At 60.8% G+C, this 18,715-nt stretch carries 20 protein-coding genes; 10 read left to right on the top strand and 10 right to left on the bottom strand.

Features of this window, described 5'->3' with window-relative positions; genetic code table 11:
- Positions 1-25: 25 nt before the first annotated feature.
- The 7 genes from speD (at position 26) to AADZ90_RS03400 (ending at position 4,255) form a co-directional block, all read left to right on the top strand.
- Positions 26-430 (top strand): adenosylmethionine decarboxylase, encoded by a 405-nt coding sequence (gene speD / locus AADZ90_RS03430; protein ID WP_367309159.1) that lies wholly within the window; start codon positions 26-28, stop codon positions 428-430.
- A gap of 67 nt (positions 431-497) precedes the next feature.
- Complete coding sequence (locus AADZ90_RS03425) at positions 498-1,109, top strand: ribonuclease D (RefSeq protein WP_367309160.1); 612 nt, start codon at positions 498-500, stop codon at positions 1,107-1,109.
- A gap of 91 nt (positions 1,110-1,200) precedes the next feature.
- Positions 1,201-1,722, top strand: coding sequence for an LPS export ABC transporter periplasmic protein LptC (gene lptC / locus AADZ90_RS03420; RefSeq protein ID WP_411996932.1), 522 nt, complete (start codon positions 1,201-1,203; stop codon positions 1,720-1,722).
- Positions 1,719-2,204, top strand: coding sequence for a lipopolysaccharide transport periplasmic protein LptA (gene lptA, locus AADZ90_RS03415; protein ID WP_367309162.1), 486 nt, complete (start codon positions 1,719-1,721; stop codon positions 2,202-2,204). The genes lptC and lptA overlap by 4 nt, the downstream gene beginning before the upstream one ends.
- Entirely contained in the window at positions 2,201-2,959 is a 759-nt protein-coding gene (gene lptB / locus AADZ90_RS03410) for an LPS export ABC transporter ATP-binding protein (protein ID WP_367309163.1), read from the top strand. The genes lptA and lptB overlap by 4 nt, the downstream gene beginning before the upstream one ends.
- Before the next feature lie 216 nt (positions 2,960-3,175).
- Positions 3,176-3,754: a ribosome hibernation-promoting factor, HPF/YfiA family gene (hpf, locus tag AADZ90_RS03405; protein WP_367309164.1), complete on the top strand. Its 579-nt coding sequence runs from the start codon at positions 3,176-3,178 to the stop codon at positions 3,752-3,754.
- Positions 3,755-3,790: 36 nt separating this feature from the next.
- Positions 3,791-4,255: a PTS sugar transporter subunit IIA gene (locus tag AADZ90_RS03400; RefSeq protein WP_367309165.1), complete on the top strand. Its 465-nt coding sequence runs from the start codon at positions 3,791-3,793 to the stop codon at positions 4,253-4,255.
- Position 4,256: 1 nt separating this feature from the next.
- Here AADZ90_RS03400 and AADZ90_RS03395 read toward each other — a convergent pair whose 3' ends face one another.
- The 9 genes from AADZ90_RS03395 to cysQ form a co-directional block, all read right to left on the bottom strand.
- Positions 4,257-5,678 (bottom strand): sulfotransferase family 2 domain-containing protein, encoded by a 1,422-nt coding sequence (locus AADZ90_RS03395; protein ID WP_367309166.1) that lies wholly within the window; start codon positions 5,676-5,678, stop codon positions 4,257-4,259.
- Positions 5,678-7,378, bottom strand: coding sequence for a DUF5927 domain-containing protein (locus AADZ90_RS03390; RefSeq protein ID WP_367309167.1), 1,701 nt, complete (start codon positions 7,376-7,378; stop codon positions 5,678-5,680). The genes AADZ90_RS03395 and AADZ90_RS03390 overlap by 1 nt, the downstream gene beginning before the upstream one ends.
- Positions 7,375-8,385 carry a glycosyltransferase family 2 protein gene (locus AADZ90_RS03385; protein WP_367309168.1) on the bottom strand — a complete coding sequence of 337 codons (1,011 nt, stop codon included), beginning with the start codon at positions 8,383-8,385 and terminating at the stop codon, positions 7,375-7,377. The genes AADZ90_RS03390 and AADZ90_RS03385 overlap by 4 nt, the downstream gene beginning before the upstream one ends.
- Positions 8,386-8,427: 42 nt before the next feature.
- On the bottom strand, positions 8,428-9,399 hold the full coding sequence (locus AADZ90_RS03380) for a glycosyltransferase (RefSeq protein WP_367309169.1): 972 nt from the start codon (positions 9,397-9,399) through the stop codon (positions 8,428-8,430).
- A 169-nt stretch (positions 9,400-9,568) separates the two neighbouring features.
- Positions 9,569-10,552 carry a UDP-glucose 4-epimerase GalE gene (galE, locus tag AADZ90_RS03375; RefSeq protein WP_367309170.1) on the bottom strand — a complete coding sequence of 328 codons (984 nt, stop codon included), beginning with the start codon at positions 10,550-10,552 and terminating at the stop codon, positions 9,569-9,571.
- Between the two features lie 4 nt (positions 10,553-10,556).
- Positions 10,557-11,450, bottom strand: coding sequence for a UTP--glucose-1-phosphate uridylyltransferase GalU (gene galU, locus AADZ90_RS03370; RefSeq protein ID WP_367309171.1), 894 nt, complete (start codon positions 11,448-11,450; stop codon positions 10,557-10,559).
- Positions 11,451-11,522: 72 nt separating this feature from the next.
- Positions 11,523-12,785 carry a glycosyltransferase family 2 protein gene (locus tag AADZ90_RS03365; RefSeq protein WP_367309172.1) on the bottom strand — a complete coding sequence of 421 codons (1,263 nt, stop codon included), beginning with the start codon at positions 12,783-12,785 and terminating at the stop codon, positions 11,523-11,525.
- On the bottom strand, positions 12,782-13,582 hold the full coding sequence (locus AADZ90_RS03360) for a 3-deoxy-manno-octulosonate cytidylyltransferase (protein WP_367309173.1): 801 nt from the start codon (positions 13,580-13,582) through the stop codon (positions 12,782-12,784). Before AADZ90_RS03360 ends, AADZ90_RS03365 begins: the two co-directional genes overlap by 4 nt.
- A 1-nt stretch (position 13,583) precedes the next feature.
- Positions 13,584-14,381: a 3'(2'),5'-bisphosphate nucleotidase CysQ gene (gene cysQ / locus AADZ90_RS03355; RefSeq protein WP_367309174.1), complete on the bottom strand. Its 798-nt coding sequence runs from the start codon at positions 14,379-14,381 to the stop codon at positions 13,584-13,586.
- 121 nt (positions 14,382-14,502) lie between these two features.
- Here cysQ and AADZ90_RS03350 point away from each other — a divergent pair, with 121 nt between their 5' ends.
- Together AADZ90_RS03350 and AADZ90_RS03345 are read left to right on the top strand one after the other, a co-directional pair.
- Positions 14,503-15,321 (top strand): ABC transporter permease, encoded by an 819-nt coding sequence (locus AADZ90_RS03350; protein ID WP_367309175.1) that lies wholly within the window; start codon positions 14,503-14,505, stop codon positions 15,319-15,321.
- Positions 15,318-15,968, top strand: a complete 651-nt coding sequence (locus AADZ90_RS03345; protein WP_367309176.1) for an SH3 domain-containing protein — start codon at positions 15,318-15,320, stop codon at positions 15,966-15,968. The genes AADZ90_RS03350 and AADZ90_RS03345 overlap by 4 nt, the downstream gene beginning before the upstream one ends.
- On the opposite strand, the gene AADZ90_RS03340 is transcribed toward AADZ90_RS03345, so the two are convergent.
- A complete protein-coding gene (locus AADZ90_RS03340) occupies positions 15,965-16,570 on the bottom strand; it encodes an alpha-ketoglutarate-dependent dioxygenase AlkB family protein (protein ID WP_367309177.1) in 606 nt (201 codons plus the stop codon). The genes AADZ90_RS03345 and AADZ90_RS03340 overlap by 4 nt on opposite strands.
- Positions 16,571-16,749: 179 nt before the next feature.
- Between AADZ90_RS03340 and dnaK the strand changes: the two genes are divergently transcribed.
- A complete protein-coding gene (gene dnaK / locus AADZ90_RS03335; RefSeq protein ID WP_367309178.1) occupies positions 16,750-18,672 on the top strand; it encodes a molecular chaperone DnaK in 1,923 nt (640 codons plus the stop codon).
- The last annotated feature ends 43 nt before the right edge of the window (positions 18,673-18,715 follow it).

The raw sequence follows: 18,715 nt of genomic DNA, 5'->3' as shown, positions 1-18,715 counted from the left end.
AACGCACTTTTCTGGAGAGGTGGGAATGAACACCCTTGCATCCATGGCCGGTTTCGGTCCGTCGGAAGACGCGATCGGGCGACATCTCATCGTGGAGTTCCACGGTGCAACCAACCTCGAAGACGCCGATTCGATCGCTGAAGAGCTGGCCGCGGCGGCGCGGTCCAGTGGTGGTGCTCTGCTTGGCGTAAAGCTCCACAAACTCAACGATAATGGGGGCATCGTGGGGGTCGCGCTGTTGCCGGAAGCGCATATCAACATCCACACGTGGCCGGATCGTCGCTACGCAGCGATCGACGTTTTCATGTGTAGCGGCACCGAGCCACAGGTCTGCATCGACCACCTCCGCAGCTTCTTCGAGCCAGAGCAGGAAAGCATCTTTGAGGTTGAGCGCGGCGAGCGAATCGCCATGCCCGTCGTCCCGTCCTGAGACCGCTCCCAGCGATTGTTTTCCGCATCCCCGGACGTTAAGTGCAGCGGACGATGCGGAGGGCAGCATGACCAACCACCTCTACCAGCACGATCTGCCGGACGACCTCGACCTCGGTCCTATTGTCGCAATCGATTGCGAAACAATGGGTCTCATCCCCCACCGCGACCGCCTTTGCGTTATCCAGCTGTCATCGGGGGATGGGAACGCGCATCTGGTGCAGATCAAAAAGGATCAAACCGAGGCGCCCAACCTCGCCGAGCTATTGCAAGACCCAGCGATCCTTAAGCTTTTCCACTATGGCCGCTTCGACATCGCCGTACTGCTCCACACATTCGGGGTGCTAACCGCTCCGGTCTACTGTACCAAGATTGTTTCCAAGCTTATCCGCACCTACACCGATCGGCACGGGTTGAAGGTGCTTCTGCAGGAGATCCTCGGCGTCGACATCTCGAAACAGCAGCAAAGCTCCGATTGGGGGGCAGCCGATCTGTCCGAGGCGCAGGTCGCTTATGCCGCCTCCGACGTCCTCTATCTCCACCGTCTGAAGGATGAGTTGGACGAACGCCTCGCGCGGGAGGGGCGTGTTGAACTCGCCCAGGCCTGCTTCGAATTCCTTCCGACCCGGGCTCGCCTCGACCTCGACGGCTGGCCTGAGGTCGACATCTTTTCGCACTGACGTGGCCCGGCAGAAGGACAATCCCTATTCGCGCTTCGTAAACTGGGCAAAGGTCCTTCTCCCACTCGTGGCCCTTGGGCTGATGTCTACCATGTTCCTGATCGCGCGCTCTCCCAACACAACAAGCGAAATCCCCTTCGCGGATGTCGAACAGCTGGCTCGCGAGCAGCGGATATCGGAACCCTACTATTCCGGCCTGACCGAAACCGGCGCGCGCATCGCAATCTCGGCGACCTCTGCCAAACCGGTGGAGGACCGGCTTGATGCCGTCGATCTTCTGGCCCGGGTAGAGCGAACCGATGGGTTCATTTTCGCCCTCAGTGCAGAAACGGGCCTGATCGATCGGGGGGGAGACATTGCGCGGCTGGAAGGGAGCACCCGCATCGCGACATCCGACGGCTACAGAATGGAAACAGAGGCCCTGCGCGCCGATCTTGCCTCGGGCGCGGTGTTTTCTGACACGGAAGTTTTTGCGACCGGCCCCTTCGGCGAACTGCGCGCCGGAGCGATGGAGATAGAGCCTGAACGCCCGACAGGTGGCGGCCGGATCCTCTTCAAAGACGGCGTGAACCTGATATACCGCCCCTCGTCGTCTCAGGAGAACCGCCCATGACCCGCCACATCGCCTGGTTTCTGGCCGGTCTTGTCATGGCATCCTCCGTCACCGCGCAGTCAACCAATATCGAACTCGGCGGCCTTGAGGCCGACCCCGATGCGCCGGTCGAGATTAGCGCCGAAAACCTCGCCGTAGATCAGGAAAACGGCAATGCCGTCTTCACTGGCAATGTCGTGATCGGGCAGGGCAATCTGCGCATCGCCGCTGCCCGTGTCGAGGTTGAATACGGCGCCGATGGCGGCGATATCGAAACCCTCCGTGCCACCGGCGGCGTCACCTTCACCACCGACGAAACCGCAGCGGAAGCGCAAGAGGCGGATTACAACCTCGCCCGCGACTCGATCATCATGACCGGGGACGTCCTTGTCACCCAAGGACAAAGCGCGATCTCGGCAGCCCGCATGACCGTCGATCTGACGACAGGCAATGCGGTGATGGAAGGCAACGTCCGGACGATCCTGCAGCAGGGTGACCAATGACCCAGCCCGATCTGACAGTGACCGAAGGCGCCTTGGGGTTGCGGATCCGCAACCTGCGCAAGAGCTACCGCAAGCGACCCGTGATCCGCGATGTCAGCCTGGAACTCAACCGGGGGGAGGTCGTGGCGCTTCTCGGCCCGAACGGGTCCGGCAAGACCACCTGCTTCTACGCCATTGCCGGTCTGCTGACCCCAGAAGGCGGCTCGGTCACCATCGACGGGCGTGATGCGACGAACCTGCCGATGTATCGCCGCGCGAAGCTCGGTATCGGCTACCTGCCGCAGGAGATGTCGATCTTCCGCGGCATGACGGTCGAGGAAAACATCCTCGCCATTCTGGAAATCGCCGTCTCCGACAGAAGAGCGCAAAGAGAACGGCTGGAAGAGCTGCTGTCGGAGTTCTCCATCGAACATCTACGCCGCGCCCCGGCGCTGGCGCTTTCTGGCGGGGAGCGGCGGCGGGTCGAGATCGCGCGATGCCTTGCCGCGGATCCGAAATACCTTCTCCTCGACGAACCTTTCGCAGGCGTCGATCCGATCGCCGTCGGCGAGATTCGCACCCTGGTCGCCGACCTCAAGATGCGCGGCATCGGCGTTCTCATCACCGATCACAATGTCCGCGAGACGCTCGAAATCGTTGACCGCGCTTACATCCTACACGACGGACAGGTCCTGATGAGCGGCACCACGGACGAGGTTGTGCGCGACGAAAACGTGCGCCGCGTCTATCTGGGGCAGAGCTTCCGGATCGGCTGAGGGGTGGTCACGCTGCAACCAGCCGCGTGTTGACAGCGCCTTGTAACTCTGCGCCAAATAGTGGGGATGAGACCGTTTCAGACCCAGCTGCCGCCCTTGTTTCTTTGTCGGTTCGGCGCGCGCCAGGTCGGAAGTCTTGTCTTCCCCTGACCGACGCGCGGCGTGATCTGGGCACACGCCGGCGGGGACCGCATGCCCTGAGAGCACGGAGGAGCGATGCGCTATCAGATCAGCGGAAAACAGATCGATATCGGCGATGCACTGCAGGTCCATGTCAAAGACGAACTAAAAGGTATTATCGAAAAGTACGCAGGGCGTCCGACCGATTCGACAGTGACCTTTTCGAAGAGTGGCTTCGAACATGTCTGCGAAATTACCGTCCATCTTTCGACGGGCCTAACCTGCCAGGCCAAGGATTCGGCGCCTGAGATTTATGCCGCTTTCGATGGCTGCGCCGAGAAAATGGACAAACAGCTGCGTCGTTATAAGCGCCGCCTGAAGGACCACCATCGCGCACGATCACAGCCGGTTGAACTTTCGTCAGCCGACACCTATATCCTCGCCGCGCCGGAAGAATCGAACGGTTCGGAGCCTGAGAGCCTCAACTCCATGATTGTCGCCGAGATGGAGACGAAGATCCCGTCTTTGTCGGTTGGCGAAGCTGTTATGCAGATGGAATTGGCTGACAAGCCCCTGCTGGTCTTCCGTAATGAGGGACATAGCGGAGTGAACGTCGTGTACCGTCGAGATGACGGGAATATCGGCTGGATCGATCCGCGTAATTCGAGCAGCTAGGCCGCGTTCCCCGGCCGACACGGATCGGGAGCCGAGATGCGACTGTCTGAGATACTTGCGCCGGAAGGCGTAAAATACGTCTCTCACGTGACAAGCAAGAAGCGCTTGTTTCACGACTTGGGCGACCTTGCGGAGGATGCGCTGGGCATCCGTTGTCAGCTTGCCGTCGATGCGCTGATGGAACGCGAGGCGCTCGGTCCGACCGGCGTTGGGCATGGCGTCGCCCTGCCCCATGCCAGGCTCGATTGTATCGAAAGGGTCAGTGGTATCTTCGTCCGCGTCGAAAGGCCCATCGACTTCGATGCGGTCGACCGTCAGCCGGTCGATCTTGTCTTCACCCTTTTCGCACCTGCCGATGCAGGTGTCGAACACCTCAAGGCGCTGGCTCTCGTCTCGCGTACCATGCGGGATGCGGATGTCTGCACAAAGCTGCGGGCCAATATCGACACCGCCTCACTGCACGCGATCCTGACAGAGGGTCCGGCCAGCAAAGCGGCCTGACCTAGCGCCAGTCGCCAAAGCCAAACTCCAGGTAATCCCTAGCATAGGCCTTGCGCGCTGCCTGCTCGATCTCGTCGTCATAGATCTGATCGAGCGCGTCTTCGTATGGCGGAGCAACGTTCCTCGGTGCGGGCGCGTCCGTGATCCCAACATCCCGGGCAAGCCTCTGTAGCTGCTCCTCCAGTTCGTCCTCGCGGATCAGAACATCGGGGAAAAGGATATCGGCCATACCTCGCAGCGTCGCACCCTGCGACGCCCAGAAACCATCGACGCGGATGGCCGTCTGACCGGCGAGGTTGACCTCCAGAAACTCGAGAAACCGAAGGAAGAGCGGTTTATAGGCCTCAGGATCCTCGACCATCGCCTCCCCATCTTCCGGCAGCGCGAAGTCATAGCGCTTGATAAGGCTTTGCCGTATCCCGCGATAACACCCCGGCCCGGTCTGAAGGATCTTGTCCCGAAATGCGAGATGGGCCCGCACGACGGGGTGACGCAGAACAGCGAAGGATCGGCGGCCGGGAGACTCTGCTAGCCACGCATTCAGGGCCTCGCTTGTCATCCTCCGCCCCAAATCTTTGATCCTGACCCCATCGAGCGATGCCAACCAGTTTTCAACCGGGCCCCTCGGCCCCCCGATAATCGGTATGAACGCAAGAGGCGCCTTGGCAGCTGTTACCAGCGTATGGACAGTGGCGGCGCGGCGCGGTTCGTGAAACGGCACACGATGAGCACCAAAAGCATCCATTTCTGCCAATGTCGCGACCATCTCGTCGAAGTTCTCGACCGTCTCCGAAAGCGGTTTGGCGTTTTGCTTCTTGATCGCCTCGTCCACCTGCTCGACCCGCCCGTCGACACCCAGCCAGGAAAAGAGGCCGTTCAAGACCTCAACATCTTTGAGCTGCCCATAATCGACATAGAATGCGGTCTGACCTGTCTTTTGCAGCGCAGATCTTATCCGGCTCTGAAAAGTGGCAAGGTCAGTCAGATACCCTTCGAATTCCTCGCGATCGAAGACCGGAGAGGCGGTCTTCTTCTTGCTCGCGTCCCGCATCATCCATTGGCCCGTCGCAACGGCGATCTTGCGCGAGACGTAGCTTTCCAGCGGATCCCGATTCAGGCAGATCTTGGCGCAGGCCGGATCGGCAAGAACCGCATCGAGGATGCTTTCGTCATGTCCGTCGAAAAGGCGGAAGCCATTCATTCCCGGCTGAGACTTCATCGCTTCGAGCACGAAAAAAGGATCCGCATCCCGGGCCTCACGCGTGAAATCGAGATGGCTCTCGGCGTGAGGATAGGCGATGAAATTCGGGTTGAAGAGCTCGCCATGACAGGTCACGTCGGCAAGCCGGTTGAGGTTGTTTTCAAGCAGGTTCGACCCGGTCCGCATCCCGGCAAGCATCACAAAGTGGGAAAAGCGGTTCATCATTGACGCACCAGATAAGGCTTGCGGCGCAGGACAGTCCGGCCTTCCGGGTCCCGCACTTGCGGAAACTCACCCATAAGATACGGGTTCATCCCGTCGTTTCTGAGTTGTTGAAGAAAATCCGGAATCCGGGACAGATCCGCCATGTCGGGCATAGTCCGCACCTGCCGCGCTTCATGGCCGCCAATCTCGTCCAAGATCTCCTGCAAGGGGGTCATCGGGTTCTCCAGAAACTCGGCAAGGGTCCAGATCCGGACCCGAGCCTTCGTCGTAACTGATAGCAAAAGGTCCAGCCACTCACGCTCGATCTGCTGCAGCTTGGCTGCAGTCGCCCGGTGCGCCCCAAACTCTTCATCGGACTGAGACAGCGGGATAGCCCAGGCCCCCGAAATGACAGAGATCTGCGCGTTTGGATCCGGCGCGATGGTCCACATGATCTTTTGGCGATCGCGCGGGCTGAATTGAAAGCACTGTCGCGTGCCACGGGCATTCCAGATCAGGTTCAGTAGAAACTGCGTCGGGTCATAGTCGCGAACCGCAGGCGCCGCAGGCAGCAAGCCGTCGAACGCATCACCACCGGAGGCGAACTCGACACGATCGCGAGCAAAAAGGTGCCCGTGGACCTCGCAGTCGGTCATCTTCTTGAGCCAGGCGTCGAATCCGGGAAAAAGATCGGAAAACCCGTGAAAGAGAGAGTACTCCTCTGCAGTAATCCCGTTCTCCCAGCCGGAATTCGGGTACCGGCTTTGCATCACCAGTCCCGACCTCCCACCGGTCCGGCGCTTGATCGCTGCGGCAAACACTCTGTCGATCTTTGCCGGATTGGGCTCGGCCCCCAGAAGTTCAGCGTCGGGTGAAGACAGAAAGGTGCGATAGAGAAGATCCGCCTTGGGCCAGATCTTGCGGGCGACGAAGCAGTCGGACCGGCGCAGAAGGGGAAGGTGATCATCGTAAAAGATGTATGGCTTTCCCTGAAAATCGAACTTTGACAGCGTAAGCGACCTGCTCTCGATATCGCGAGAATGCAGCCGGGCAAGCGTCTGGAAATAGCTCTCATCCGGGATCCAGACCCCTTTGAAATAGCGGTCGTAGGTCGGTCGCTTCGGGTCGTTCAGGATGGCAGCGAGGGTCTGCCGAGTCAGGCACCACCACTGAGATCCAAGATGCGGCTCGACGCCCTTGGGACGCCGTCGCGTCAAGCCGAGGCGCCGTTGCAGGCGAACATACGCGTCAAACAGGCGACGTTGCCGCTTCCACGAGAACGGGAAATGGAGGGTGAACCGCTCCTCATCCAATCCACCGGTTGGCCAGGGCACGTCAGCCGCCGTGACGCTTTCGATGAAATCTGTCGATGGCCGCTTGCTCAGATGGGTTTGCAGTTCTTCGATCGGACGCAGCGGCAGGCAGGAGCCGGAGCTTAAGTAGACGTGACTGACATGAGGAAATCGGTCGAGCAGAAGCGATGCAGCGCTCTGCGTGCCTTGGATCAACCCCCAGCGCCCCCACTCACAGGTGAAGCGATCAGAGAATGCGACACCATCAAGAGCCGCCAGATCCTGCACGAGTGCGCTGTACTCGGCGTCAGGGACCCGCTTGTCGACGTGAATGGCAATGGGGCAGCCAGCCCGGTGCCAATGACGCGCAACCTCTTCAACCCGATCAAACGCCGTGTGGACCAGCATGACCAGCCCAACCGTCACACCCAGTTGCCTCGCGACATAAGCCCAAGGATCTCCAACTGACGCCAGTTCACATACCGCTCCGACATCGGCGACCAAAGGTCAGGATTGTGTTTCAGCCCCTCCTCGTAGGCAAGATACTCGCTGCTTCGAGCGTAGTGCTGGCCGCGCTGCAGCTCTTCCTCCGCCTTCGCCTCGAACGTATCGAGAAACTTGGTATGTAACAGCATCCCAGACGCCTTCTCTCCACCCCACTCGTCGTAGACAAGGTTCAATCCGCGCGGCAACAGCATATGGGTCGAGCTGACATAGGCGAAACGGCTGTTCCACCGAACAAGCGGGATTTTGTTCAGGGCAGGCGCACGCTCTGGCTTGTCGGCAAAAAACGCGCGCATCCGCGGGCCGCCTTGGATCCACAAGTTGCCGAAGCGCCGGTTACGCTTGGCGGTGTAGTTCCCGGCATCGAACCACTCCAGAAGGTCGAGGGGATTCTCGCCCTCGCGATAGGTGGTCTGAGTGATCGAGCCCTTCGGATAAAGATCCAGAAGCATCGCTCCGAAGGATCGGATCGAGGACGCATCGAGCCAATCGGTCAGCGCGCGAAGGGGCCGCGTTTCGCAGAAGGGGTAGATAAACAGCTCATCCGGGTCGACCGTCAGACACCAATGCCCGGACCCATATCGGCGAAGCAGCCAGTTCAGCCAGTCCATCCCGAACCGGGCCCGCTTGTAGCTCCCATCGGTCCGCCAGAGTGAGGCATCAGGCTGCCCGGCAACATATGTGTCGCTGCCGTCGTCACTGCCGTTGTCCACGATCAGAAAGTGATTGATGCCCTGCTTTCGGTAATAGTCGAACACGAAAGGCAGACGGATGCGTTCGTTGCGCAGCGTCATGAACAGAAGGATGTCATCTGGCCCGATCGTCGCGGTACGGTCCTGAACGGCAGAAAGCTCGCGGCTCTTTCGAAGCGCCCGAAGGCGCCACCGCTTTCGCTGCAACCTCAGCTTGTAGGATTGCCAGACACCCAAGCTGTCTTCCTCGCCATCACGGCGCCCCCGCCGCGCCAGCTACTAGGTATTGGTTAACGCTATCTTGAAATGGGCACTCCAGTCAGGCGTCTCGACCGGCCTCGGTCGATCGTCGCCGGTACGAGAGGCTAATTCCACGATTGCGGTCTGCCATCGCGACTTATCTGCGATGTCCGCGTAAATGGGAAGGCTGCCCAGATGCTCCTTCACCGCTGGCAGGGGACTGCACAGAACTGGCACCCCGCGCGCCGCTGCCTCGAAAGCCGGCAAGCCGAACCCTTCCGCCAGGCTGGGAAAGAGAAGCCCGCGAGACTTTTCCAAAAGAGCCGCAACTGCGCCGTCACTCAAACCCGGGCACTCGAAGACAGTGCGCCCCATGAAGGCGGCGTGATCAAGACGGGCAAACACATCTTCATTCAGCCAGCCGCGGTGCCCGCAGATGACAAGCGCCGGTGCATCGGCGCCCAGGTCCTCCCAAATGTCGAGCAACAGCGCATGGTTCTTCCGCGGCTCGATTGTGCCCAGAACAACGAAGAACGGGCGCCCCGTATCAAGCTCCGTCGGGATCTCATCCTCGTCCGGTTCAGCCAGATCCACACCGTTCGGAGCGACCAAGAGCCCATTCGCGATATCCACCTGCGCAGCATGGCGAATGACCGCCTGCCGCGTATCGTGAGAAATGCACAGGATATTGCCGGCCTTGTCCGTCACCGCATCAAACTTCCGACGAAAGCGTTCGGGAATGCCCGGGCGCTGCAGATCGGGCAGATCAAGCGGGATGGTATCGTGGATCAGCACCGTCACGCGATCCTTCGGAAAGGCGCCGAGCACCTGACGGGTCAGGTTACTATGCCCGACATTGAAATACCGGGTGCCCGCCGGCAGCCATCGCCGCACCATCCAGCCAAGACCCATCCTTGGCGCACGACGGAAGGCGACCTGGCGAAGAAACGGCAGGGCAGAGCTCCATGTCGACCAATCCGGTCCTTCAAGCGCATCGGCGAACGCACGCATGCCGCCCCTGTCGAGCAGAAGAAACCCCAGCGGCGTTCGCACGATTCCGAAGATGTCGTAATCGGTTTCGAGAAAGTGCCGCAGGTAAGCCCGTTCAACCCGGTCGACGCCTGTCAGGACACGCCCTGCCCGCGATGCCAGCCGGGTCAAATCAAGGCAAAGCGCACCGCTAACGGGTGTATCCGCCATTCTGATGCCAGCGCCATGCGTCGCTGATGATTGTCCGCAGATCGGATTTTTCCGGCCGCCAGCCCAGAAGCTGTTCTGCCTTTTCACTGCCGGAAACCAACTTGACGCAATCCCCGGGCCGGCGAGGTCCTTCCGTCATGGGAACGGCTTGGTTCGTCACGGCAGCCGAATGATCGACAACCTCCCGCACCGAAAACCCCGTGCCTGTCCCCAGATTGAACACCTCGCTGCTTTTCCCCGCCTCAAGCCATTTCAGCCCAAGAACATGGGCATCAACCAAGTCCATCACGTGAACATAGTCGCGGATACAGGTGCCATCCGGCGTGTCGTAATCTGTGCCGTGCAGGGTCAGCGCCGCCCGCCGCCCGCTGATTGCGTCCAGCATCAGGGGGACGAGGTGCGTCTCAGGCTGATGAAACTCCCCCACCTCACCGTCGGGGTCTGCACCGGCCACATTGAAATAGCGAAAGATGACGTGGCGCAGCCCATAAGCCACGCCGAAATCCTGCAGCATATCCTCGATCGCCCGCTTCGATCCGCCATAGGCGTTGATCGGCCGCTGATCGCTGCTCTCGTCAAGCACGACACCATCCTGATCGCCATAGGTCGCGCAGGTCGAGGAGAAGACGAAATCAAGGCAACCGGCGGCGACGGCGGCTTCAAGCAGGGTCAGCGAACTCAGGACATTGTGCTGCCAATACAGACCCGGATCGGCCATGCTTTCCCCGACCTGGCTCAACGCCGCAAAGTGGAAGATCGCGCTGGGTTGATGCTTTGCAAAGACCTCATCCAGCCGCGCCCGATCGCTCAGCTCACCTTCTTCGAGCGGTCCGAACTTGACCGCATCCCGCCAGCCGGTCGAAAGGTTGTCGAACGTGACCGGGGTATAGCCTTCACGCGCCAATGCCTTGCAGGCGTGGGAGCCGATATACCCCGCGCCCCCGGTAACGAGAACAGTCGTCACAGCGTTACTCCGCTGCATCCCGGAAAGAAATCGTCTCTTCAAGGAACTGCGCAAACTCGTCCCGCAGCTCGTCGCGGGCCAGTCCGAACGCGACTGTTGCCTGCAGGAAGCCCGCCTTGTTCCCGCAATCGAACCGCTGCCCCTGAAAACGGAACCCATAGACGCCATCGGTACCGCCGATCTCGGCTGCGATCGCGTCGGTCAGTTGTATCTCTCCACCCGCACCAGGGTCGATCGTCTCGAGATTGCGCATCACCGACGGCGTCAGAATATAGCGCCCGATCACCGCCAGGTTCGACGGGGCTTCCTCCGGCTTGGGTTTCTCGACCATTTCGCTCACCTCGAAGAGCGCACCACTTTCGGACTTCACGCCGAGGACGCCATAGGAAGAGGTCCTCTCAGGCCGAACCTCCATCGCGGCGACGACGCTGCCGCCGGTTTCCTCATAGGCTTCGGTCATCTGCTGAAGGCACGGCTTTTCCGCCGCGATTACGTCGTCGGTCAGGATCACCGCGAAAGGCTCGTCTCCTATCAGGCGGCGTGCGCACCAGACCGCATGCCCCAGACCCAGCGCCTTACGTTGACGGATATAGGCGATGGCGCCATCTTCCATGTTGGTGCTGTTGAGGATCTCAAGCAGCTCGGTCTTCCCCGACCGCTCAAGCGACGCCTGCAATTGCGGCGCAAGGTCGAAGTAATCCTCAAGCGCCCCTTTGCCGCGCGAGGTCACGAAGATGAACTCTTCGATACCCGCCGCGCGCGCCTCGTCGATCGCGTACTGGATCAATGGCCGATCGACCAACGTCATGATCTCTTTCGGGATCGACTTCGTTGCGGGAAGAAAACGGGTCCCGAGCCCAGCTACCGGAAAAACTGCCTTGGTCACGCGCCGCGCCATGATCTTTCCTTCCGAACTGCCCACTGTTTCTCCTCAGATAGCAGATTCTGCAGTTGCGAAAAGCATCCTTGATCAGCGCGTCCGCGTTTCACCGCCGATTGGGCCGTCCTTCGCCAACGCCCTCACATCCGCGACGCGGGCAATCTCTTCCCTGACCCGTCCTTCAAAGCTTTCCTTTCGGACAAGAGGATCCGACCGGTCCGAGCGGCCAAAGACGCCGCCTGTCTGCAGCCAATAGCCGCCCCCCGTAAAGCGGACACGGTGATAGAGGGTCGTTGGTGAAAGCGCAAAGACGGAAACAATGTCACCCCGCTTCACAGCCGCGGCAGCCTGCGCATGCAATTGCCGAGCGGACCGTCCCGCAAGAGCAACCGATCGCCCAGTTGCACCGGACCGCTCAAACGGAAGGAACGGAGCCTCGGGCGGGCCGAGCGCCGCCAAAGGGCATGATTCGCGTCGAAGACCCTCCGCCCATCCCGCGCCGAGCGTGCGCCAGATGCGGCGAAAACCCTCAGGTCCGATCGCGCCCGAAATGAGATGCCGCGAGAGGCGAACGTGCTGTTCTTCGAAAAACGAATCCATCCGCTCGCTCATGGCCGACGGATTATGCAGGCGAAGAAAGATCGCCTGGCTCGCCCCAATCTCAGACAGATCTGTGGGGACGCGATCTGCCCTACGCCGATCACTCGCCGCAAAGCCATGGTGCACCTGTGCCAAGGGAACGATGGCTGTCTTTGCCCCTCTCACAGCAAGCCGCAGGTTCAGATCGGCATCGTCAAGGAAGAAGCGATAAGCCTCATCGAACCCGCCCACCGCGGCGAGCTGCCCCCGAAGAAACGCCATGTTGCAGCCTTGCGTCTTGAGGGCGCGGCCAGTGTCCCCCTCTCGGATCAAGACATCATCCCCCGGCACCGCGAACGGATGGCTCACTCCGTCAGATGCAATCTCTTCAGCCCGCCACTGAAAGCTGATCCCGTTCCGGCCGCGCACGAAGCCGCCGGACACCTCCGCCTCGCCACGTGCCAAGGGCCCCGTCAGTGCGGCGAGCCAAGTTGGCTCTGGCACAGCGTCATCATCGATGAATGCAACGATCTCGCCCGCCGCTACCCGCAGCCCAGCATTCCGCGCGGCAGAGATGTTGGGAGTGTCGAACGGCACAACCTTGACGCGCCCGCTCAAGCCCAACCCGTCAACCGACTGTCGCCCGGCATCGTCCGCAACCACCACGATCTCGAACGGGCGGTAGAAGAGCTGGCAAATCCCCGTCAGCGCCAGCGCAAGCTCGGCCGGCCGATCTCGACTGACAACGATGACACTGACCGGCGGTCGCGTCACGCCATGTCCATCTCGCGCATCATCGCTTCGATCCGCGGGACGTCTTCGGGATTGTTCAGTTCCCAGAACCGCCGCCCCCGCGCCTCCACTTCGACGCACAGGATGCGGTGGCCATTCTCCAGAAACCGAAGCTGTTCAAGACCCTCTCGCGTCTCGAGTGGTCCCTGCGCCCAATCTGGATATTGCGCCAGAGCCTCCGCTCGATATGCGTACACGCCCACATGATGAAAGACCGGCGTCGGCTCGTCTGCGGCAAAAGCCTGTTCCGTGAAGGGGATGACCTCCTTGGAGAAGTAAAGCGCCTGCCGCTCCGCCCCGAACACAGCTGTCGTGCCGCCGACCCGACCTGCCCGCCGGTCCTCCTTCAGCGCGCTCAAGGTTGCCCCATCACATCTTAGGACCGGTGTCGCCAACCCCGCCGTCGGATCTCTCAGCAATCCTTCAACCAACGCCTCGACAAACCACGGCGGGGTAAGGGGGGCATCCCCTTGCAGGTTCACCACGACATCGAACCCGCCGCCCAGCGCAGCATGCGCCTCTGCACATCGCTCGGTTCCGTTCGCGCAATCCGGCGACGTCATCACGACCTCTGCCCCGAATTCCTGCGCCGCCACCTCGATCCGCGCATCATCCGTGGCCACGACAATCCGGTCGATCTTGTCCACTGAACGGGCTGCCTGCCAAGATCGCTCAAGCAAGGTTCGGCTTTCACCACCCGCACCTGTCAGCAAGGCCAGCGGCTTGCCCGGATACCGCTTGGATGCATAGCGCGCCGGAATGACAAGAAGTACCGACATCCTATCCGTCCTTCAGAACAATCCCGGGCGCATGGGCAATGAAGAACGGGTTCTCGAATCCCTGCTTCCCATAGCGCAAGGGCGTATGATCGTCGAACCGGACGACCGCGCCGCCTGCCCCCGACAAAACGGCGTGACCCGCCGCCGTGTCCCATTCCATTGTGCGGCCAAGCCGCGGGTAAAGATCTGCCTCTCCTGTCGCCACAAGGCAGAACTTCAGGGACGACCCAGCGCTCTTCATATCGGCGCTTCGATACTTCGACAGGTAGTCGTCTGTCGTCGCATCCCGATGAGATTTGGACGCCACGATGTTGAGCGCATCATTGTCCGGCACGCCTACACGGATTGGCTTGGTTTCTCCCGGCCGATCAGGATCGAACGGGCCTGTCTCCTCGACCGATCGGCCATCAGCGTCAGTATAGAACAGGCGGTCTCGGGCGGGCGCAAACACCACCCCGCGGACAGGCACGCCATCGGCAACATAGGCGATATTGACCGTGAAATCGCCACGCCGCTTGACGAACTCTTTTGTCCCATCGAGCGGATCGACAATCAGGAACGTCGATCCTCCGTCCCGATGAGTGTCGGCCTGTTCCTCTGTAACCAGAACAAGGTCCGGGAAGACCTCTGAAAGACCTGCAAAAATGATCCGGTCTGCGGCATGATCCGCAGCCGTGACCGGAGACTCATCGTCCTTGACCGAGACACCCAGGTCGCCGCTCTCGTAGATCGTCATGATCTCGCGCCCCGCAAGAAGCGCCAGGCGCCGGAACGTCTCTGTCAGAAGAACAAAGTCCAAAGCGGAAGCCCTCGCCGTCGATTGCCACGGAAAACACAGATCCTTATGATCGCGCAGCAACGCTTCGGCAACCAGTGCCAGCCTATCCTGCGACCCATACCGCCCAAACCGGACATCCGCGATGTTTGAACGCCTGCCCAGCTCCAACAGGATGACGGTCTTCACGCTGCTCGAGCTGATCTATCACTCGACCGTGCGAGAGATCCGGAAAACCCACAGCAATGCGTTGGTCGGGCTTCTGCTGAACATCTTGCAGACGGTGCTGCTAGTCATCGCCTTCTACTTTATGTTCGTCCTGATTGGGATCCGCACTAGCCCCGTGCGCGGTGACTTCCTGCTCTACATCATGAGCGGAATCTTCATCTTTGTCGTTCATATAAAGGCGATGGGCGCTGTCCTGAGCGCCGACGGACCCTCTTCGGCAATGATGAAACACGCGCCGATGAACACATTCGTCGCCATCGTCGCAGCCGCTCTGGGCTCGCTCTACATTCAGGTGCTGTCAGTCTTCATCGTTCTTCTGATCTATCATATCGTTTTCACACCGATCACAATCTATGATCCCGCTGGCGCGATGGGCATGCTTCTCTTGGCATGGTTCACCGGTTGCAGCATCGGGGTGCTTCTTCTGGCGCTCAAACCGTGGGCCCCGGATCTCGTTGGTATCGTCGCGGCAGTTTACATGCGCGTTAACATGATCGCGTCCGGGAAGATGTTCCTCGTCAACACGCTTCCTGCCAACATCATCGCGATGTTTGATTGGAACCCGCTCTTCCATACGATCGACCAGACGCGCGGATATGTCTTCATCAACTACAATCCGCATTTCACGAACATCGAGTATCCGATCTATTTCGGCATTGCGTTTCTGGTGTTGGGTCTGATGGGGGAATTCTATACTCGCAAAGCGGCCTCGCTCTCGTGGGAAGCCAAGCGATGAGGTTGATGATGATCATGCTGCTCCTCCTTCCGGGAGCGGTCTTTGCAACTCAGGACGCGTGGCCCGCGCTCTACGATGTTGTCGACGTCGCCAACGACGATGTCTTGAACATCCGTGCCGAACCCTCTGCGCGCAGCGAAATCATTGGCAGCTTCCCGCCGGACAGGACGGGGATCGAAGTGTTGCGCCCGTCGGACGATTACCGCTGGGGCCTCGTAAATGCCGGTGAACGGACAGGTTGGGTGTCCCTGACCTTCCTCGTCGCGCAGCCCGGGCAATGGTATGGCGCCTACCCGCGGATCAGCCAGTGCAGCGGAACCGAACCGTTCTGGTCGCTGACGATGGACGATCCGTCAAAGCTCGGCAATTTGCTCGGACCGGGGGGCGAGGGGACCGGCGTCTCCTTGTCAGACCCGTCTTCGCCGACGATCACCGCAACCATTACGCGGGAAGCTGTCGCAGCGAACCGCCGCGACCGGTATGCATTTCAGGCGGAAGGCCCTGAGACGGATATGAGCGTCGTCTTCTTCCTGCAAAGCTGCAACGACGGGATGTCCGACCGGGAATACGGCATCATGACCGATATCCTGCTCCGGAGAGACGGCGAGTTCTCCCATCTCAGTGGCTGCTGCAGCCTCTCCCGTTAGTCGACGACGCGCAGCGTCAGGTTCAAACGCCCGCCCTTCGGCAAAAGCTGCGAACTGCCGGCCCGTACCCGGTCGATCCCGTGATGGAGCAGCCTCGCCGTCCCACCGAGCACAGCAACGTCACCGGACCGCAACCAGACGCTTTCGGTCCTGCCACCCCGCTCGAGGTTGCCGATCCGGAACAGCGCGTCATCCCCCAGCGAGATCGACACGACCGGCCAGCCGAAGGCCGCCTCATCCCGATCCTGATGCATCCCCATGCGCGCCTCCCCGTCATAGAAATTCACCAGGCAGCAATCCGGCACCCGCTCCTTGCCGACGATCTCCTCCCAGACCGATAGCGCAACCGGCGGGATCTCTGGCCACGGCACGCCGCTTGGATGCAGATCCAAATACCGATACCCGGACCGGTCCGAAAACCAGCCATACCGTCCGGCCGACGTCATCCGAACCCGCATCGGCTTCCCGTAAGGCGTCATCGGCGAGAAAAGCGGCGCGGCCGCGACTACCGCCCGCACCTCCCCGACCAGCGCCTCCTGCGCCGCCTGGTCAAGATATCCCGGCCGTATCTCGACCCCGCGCACCCGCACAACCTCGTCCATTCTTCCTCCAAAAAGCCGCTACGGCAGACAACCGTCCTGTTGCAGGCCATTTTCGCGGCCCCTATATACCCGCCAGACCGCACGGTGCGAAAACCACTCAACCCGTGCGAGACCGAAGGTGCGGATGCCGGATTGGGTCCGCTCCGCTCACATCGCCTGACGTTAAGAGGGATATGAACATGGCCAAAGTAATCGGTATCGACCTGGGTACCACGAACTCCTGCGTGGCGATCATGGACGGCTCCCAGCCTCGCGTGATCGAGAACGCAGAAGGTGCCCGCACCACACCATCCATCGTTGCCTTCACCGATGAGGAACGCCTCGTCGGTCAGCCGGCCAAGCGGCAGGCGGTAACGAACCCCGACAATACGATCTTCGGCGTCAAGCGCCTGATCGGCCGCCGCTTCGACGACGAGGATGTGGCGAAGGACAAGAAGAACCTCCCCTTCAACGTGATCGATGGCGGCAACGGTGACGCCTGGGTCGAAGCCAAGGATGAGAAGTATTCCCCCTCCCAGATTTCCGCCTTCATCCTCGGCAAGATGAAGGAAACCGCCGAAAGCTATCTCGGCGAGGAGGTGACGCAAGCTGTCATCACCGTCCCGGCCTACTTCAACGACGCCCAGCGCCAGGCGACCAAGGACGCCGGCAAGATCGCGGGCCTCGAAGTGCTGCGCATCATCAACGAACCGACAGCCGCCGCGCTGGCCTACGGCCTCGACAAGAAAGAGACGCAGACGATCGCCGTCTACGACCTTGGCGGCGGGACGTTCGACGTCACGATCCTCGAAATCGACGATGGCCTCTTCGAGGTGAAGTCCACCAACGGCGACACGTTCCTCGGCGGTGAAGACTTCGACATGCGCATCGTCAACTACCTGGCCGACGAGTTCAAAAAGGAGAACGGCGTCGACCTGACGAAAGACAAGATGGCCCTCCAGCGCCTGAAAGAGGCGGCCGAGAAAGCCAAGATCGAACTGTCCAGCTCCTCCCAGACCGAGATCAACCAGCCGTTCATCTCGATGGATCCCAATGGCGGCCAGCCGCTCCACCTCGTGGTCAAGCTGACGCGCGCCAAGCTGGAAAGCCTCGTCGGGGACCTCATCAAGAAGTCGATCGCGCCGTGCAAGGCCGCGCTCAAGGATGCGGGCCTTTCGGTCGGTGACATCGACGAGGTCGTCCTCGTCGGCGGCATGACCCGGATGCCCAAGGTCATCGAGGAAGTGACGAAGTTCTTCGGCAAAGAGCCGAACAAGGGCGTGAACCCGGACGAAGTCGTCGCCATGGGCGCCGCGATCCAGGCCGGTGTCCTGCAAGGCGACGTCAAGGACGTGGTCCTGCTCGACGTCACGCCGCTCTCGCTCGGCATCGAAACCCTCGGCGGCGTCTTCACCCGCCTGATCGACCGCAACACCACAATCCCGACGAAGAAGTCGCAGATCTTCTCCACGGCCGAAGACAACCAGAATGCCGTGACGATCCGCGTCTTCCAGGGCGAACGGGAAATGGCGTCGGACAACAAGATGCTCGGCCAGTTCAATCTGGAAGACATCCCGCCCGCGCCGCGCGGTATGCCGCAGATCGAGGTGACGTTCGACATCGACGCCAACGGCATCGTGTCGGTCAGCGCCAAGGACAAAGGCACCGGCAAGGAACAGAAGATCACCATTCAGGCCTCGGGCGGATTGTCGGACGAGGACATCGAACAGATGGTCAAGGACGCCGAAGAGAACGCGGAAGCCGACAAGGAACGCCGCGACCTCGTCGAAGCGAAGAACCAGGCCGAAAGCCTCATCCACTCGACCGAAAAGTCGATGGAGGAACATGGCGACAAGGTCGATCCGACCACGATCGAGGCGATCGAACTGGCCATCGCCGCGCTCAAGGACGAGCTGGAGACCGAAGATGCGGGCAAGATCCGCTCGGGCATCCAGAACGTGACCGAGGCTGCGATGAAGCTGGGCGAGGCAATCTACAAGGCCAGCCAGGAAGAGGCCGGCGAAGAGGCAGAACCCGCCGATGGCCCGTCCGGTGTCGATGACGATATCGTCGATGCCGATTTCGAAGACCTTGGTGATAATGAGGACAAGCGCGCCTCCTGAAGCGCGCCACGACCATCGCTCAGACCGGCCCGCCGACCGGGCC

The organism is Aestuariibius violaceus, assembly GCF_040779325.2.
In the GTDB taxonomy this organism is placed as follows: Bacteria; Pseudomonadota; Alphaproteobacteria; order Rhodobacterales; family Rhodobacteraceae; genus Aestuariibius; species Aestuariibius violaceus.
This window is presented reverse-complemented; position numbering and strand designations above follow the sequence as displayed.

Bases quoted from the DNA above. Each gene is read 5' to 3' on its own strand.
- speD (WP_367309159.1), top strand. From the start codon at position 26: ATGAACACCCTTGCATCCATGGCCGGTTTCGGTCCGTCGGAAGACGCG.
- AADZ90_RS03425 (WP_367309160.1), top strand. From the start codon at position 498: ATGACCAACCACCTCTACCAGCACGATCTGCCGGACGACCTCGACCTC.
- lptC (WP_411996932.1), top strand. From the start codon at position 1,201: ATGTTCCTGATCGCGCGCTCTCCCAACACAACAAGCGAAATCCCCTTC.
- lptA (WP_367309162.1), top strand. From the start codon at position 1,719: ATGACCCGCCACATCGCCTGGTTTCTGGCCGGTCTTGTCATGGCATCC.
- lptB (WP_367309163.1), top strand. From the start codon at position 2,201: ATGACCCAGCCCGATCTGACAGTGACCGAAGGCGCCTTGGGGTTGCGG.
- hpf (WP_367309164.1), top strand. From the start codon at position 3,176: ATGCGCTATCAGATCAGCGGAAAACAGATCGATATCGGCGATGCACTG.
- AADZ90_RS03400 (WP_367309165.1), top strand. From the start codon at position 3,791: ATGCGACTGTCTGAGATACTTGCGCCGGAAGGCGTAAAATACGTCTCT.
- AADZ90_RS03395 (WP_367309166.1), bottom strand. From the start codon at position 5,678: ATGAACCGCTTTTCCCACTTTGTGATGCTTGCCGGGATGCGGACCGGG.
- AADZ90_RS03380 (WP_367309169.1), bottom strand. From the start codon at position 9,399: ATGCGTGCGTTCGCCGATGCGCTTGAAGGACCGGATTGGTCGACATGG.
- galU (WP_367309171.1), bottom strand. From the start codon at position 11,450: ATGGCGCGGCGCGTGACCAAGGCAGTTTTTCCGGTAGCTGGGCTCGGG.
- AADZ90_RS03360 (WP_367309173.1), bottom strand. From the start codon at position 13,582: ATGTCGGTACTTCTTGTCATTCCGGCGCGCTATGCATCCAAGCGGTAT.
- AADZ90_RS03350 (WP_367309175.1), top strand. From the start codon at position 14,503: ATGTTTGAACGCCTGCCCAGCTCCAACAGGATGACGGTCTTCACGCTG.
- AADZ90_RS03345 (WP_367309176.1), top strand. From the start codon at position 15,318: ATGAGGTTGATGATGATCATGCTGCTCCTCCTTCCGGGAGCGGTCTTT.
- AADZ90_RS03340 (WP_367309177.1), bottom strand. From the start codon at position 16,570: ATGGACGAGGTTGTGCGGGTGCGCGGGGTCGAGATACGGCCGGGATAT.
- dnaK (WP_367309178.1), top strand. From the start codon at position 16,750: ATGGCCAAAGTAATCGGTATCGACCTGGGTACCACGAACTCCTGCGTG.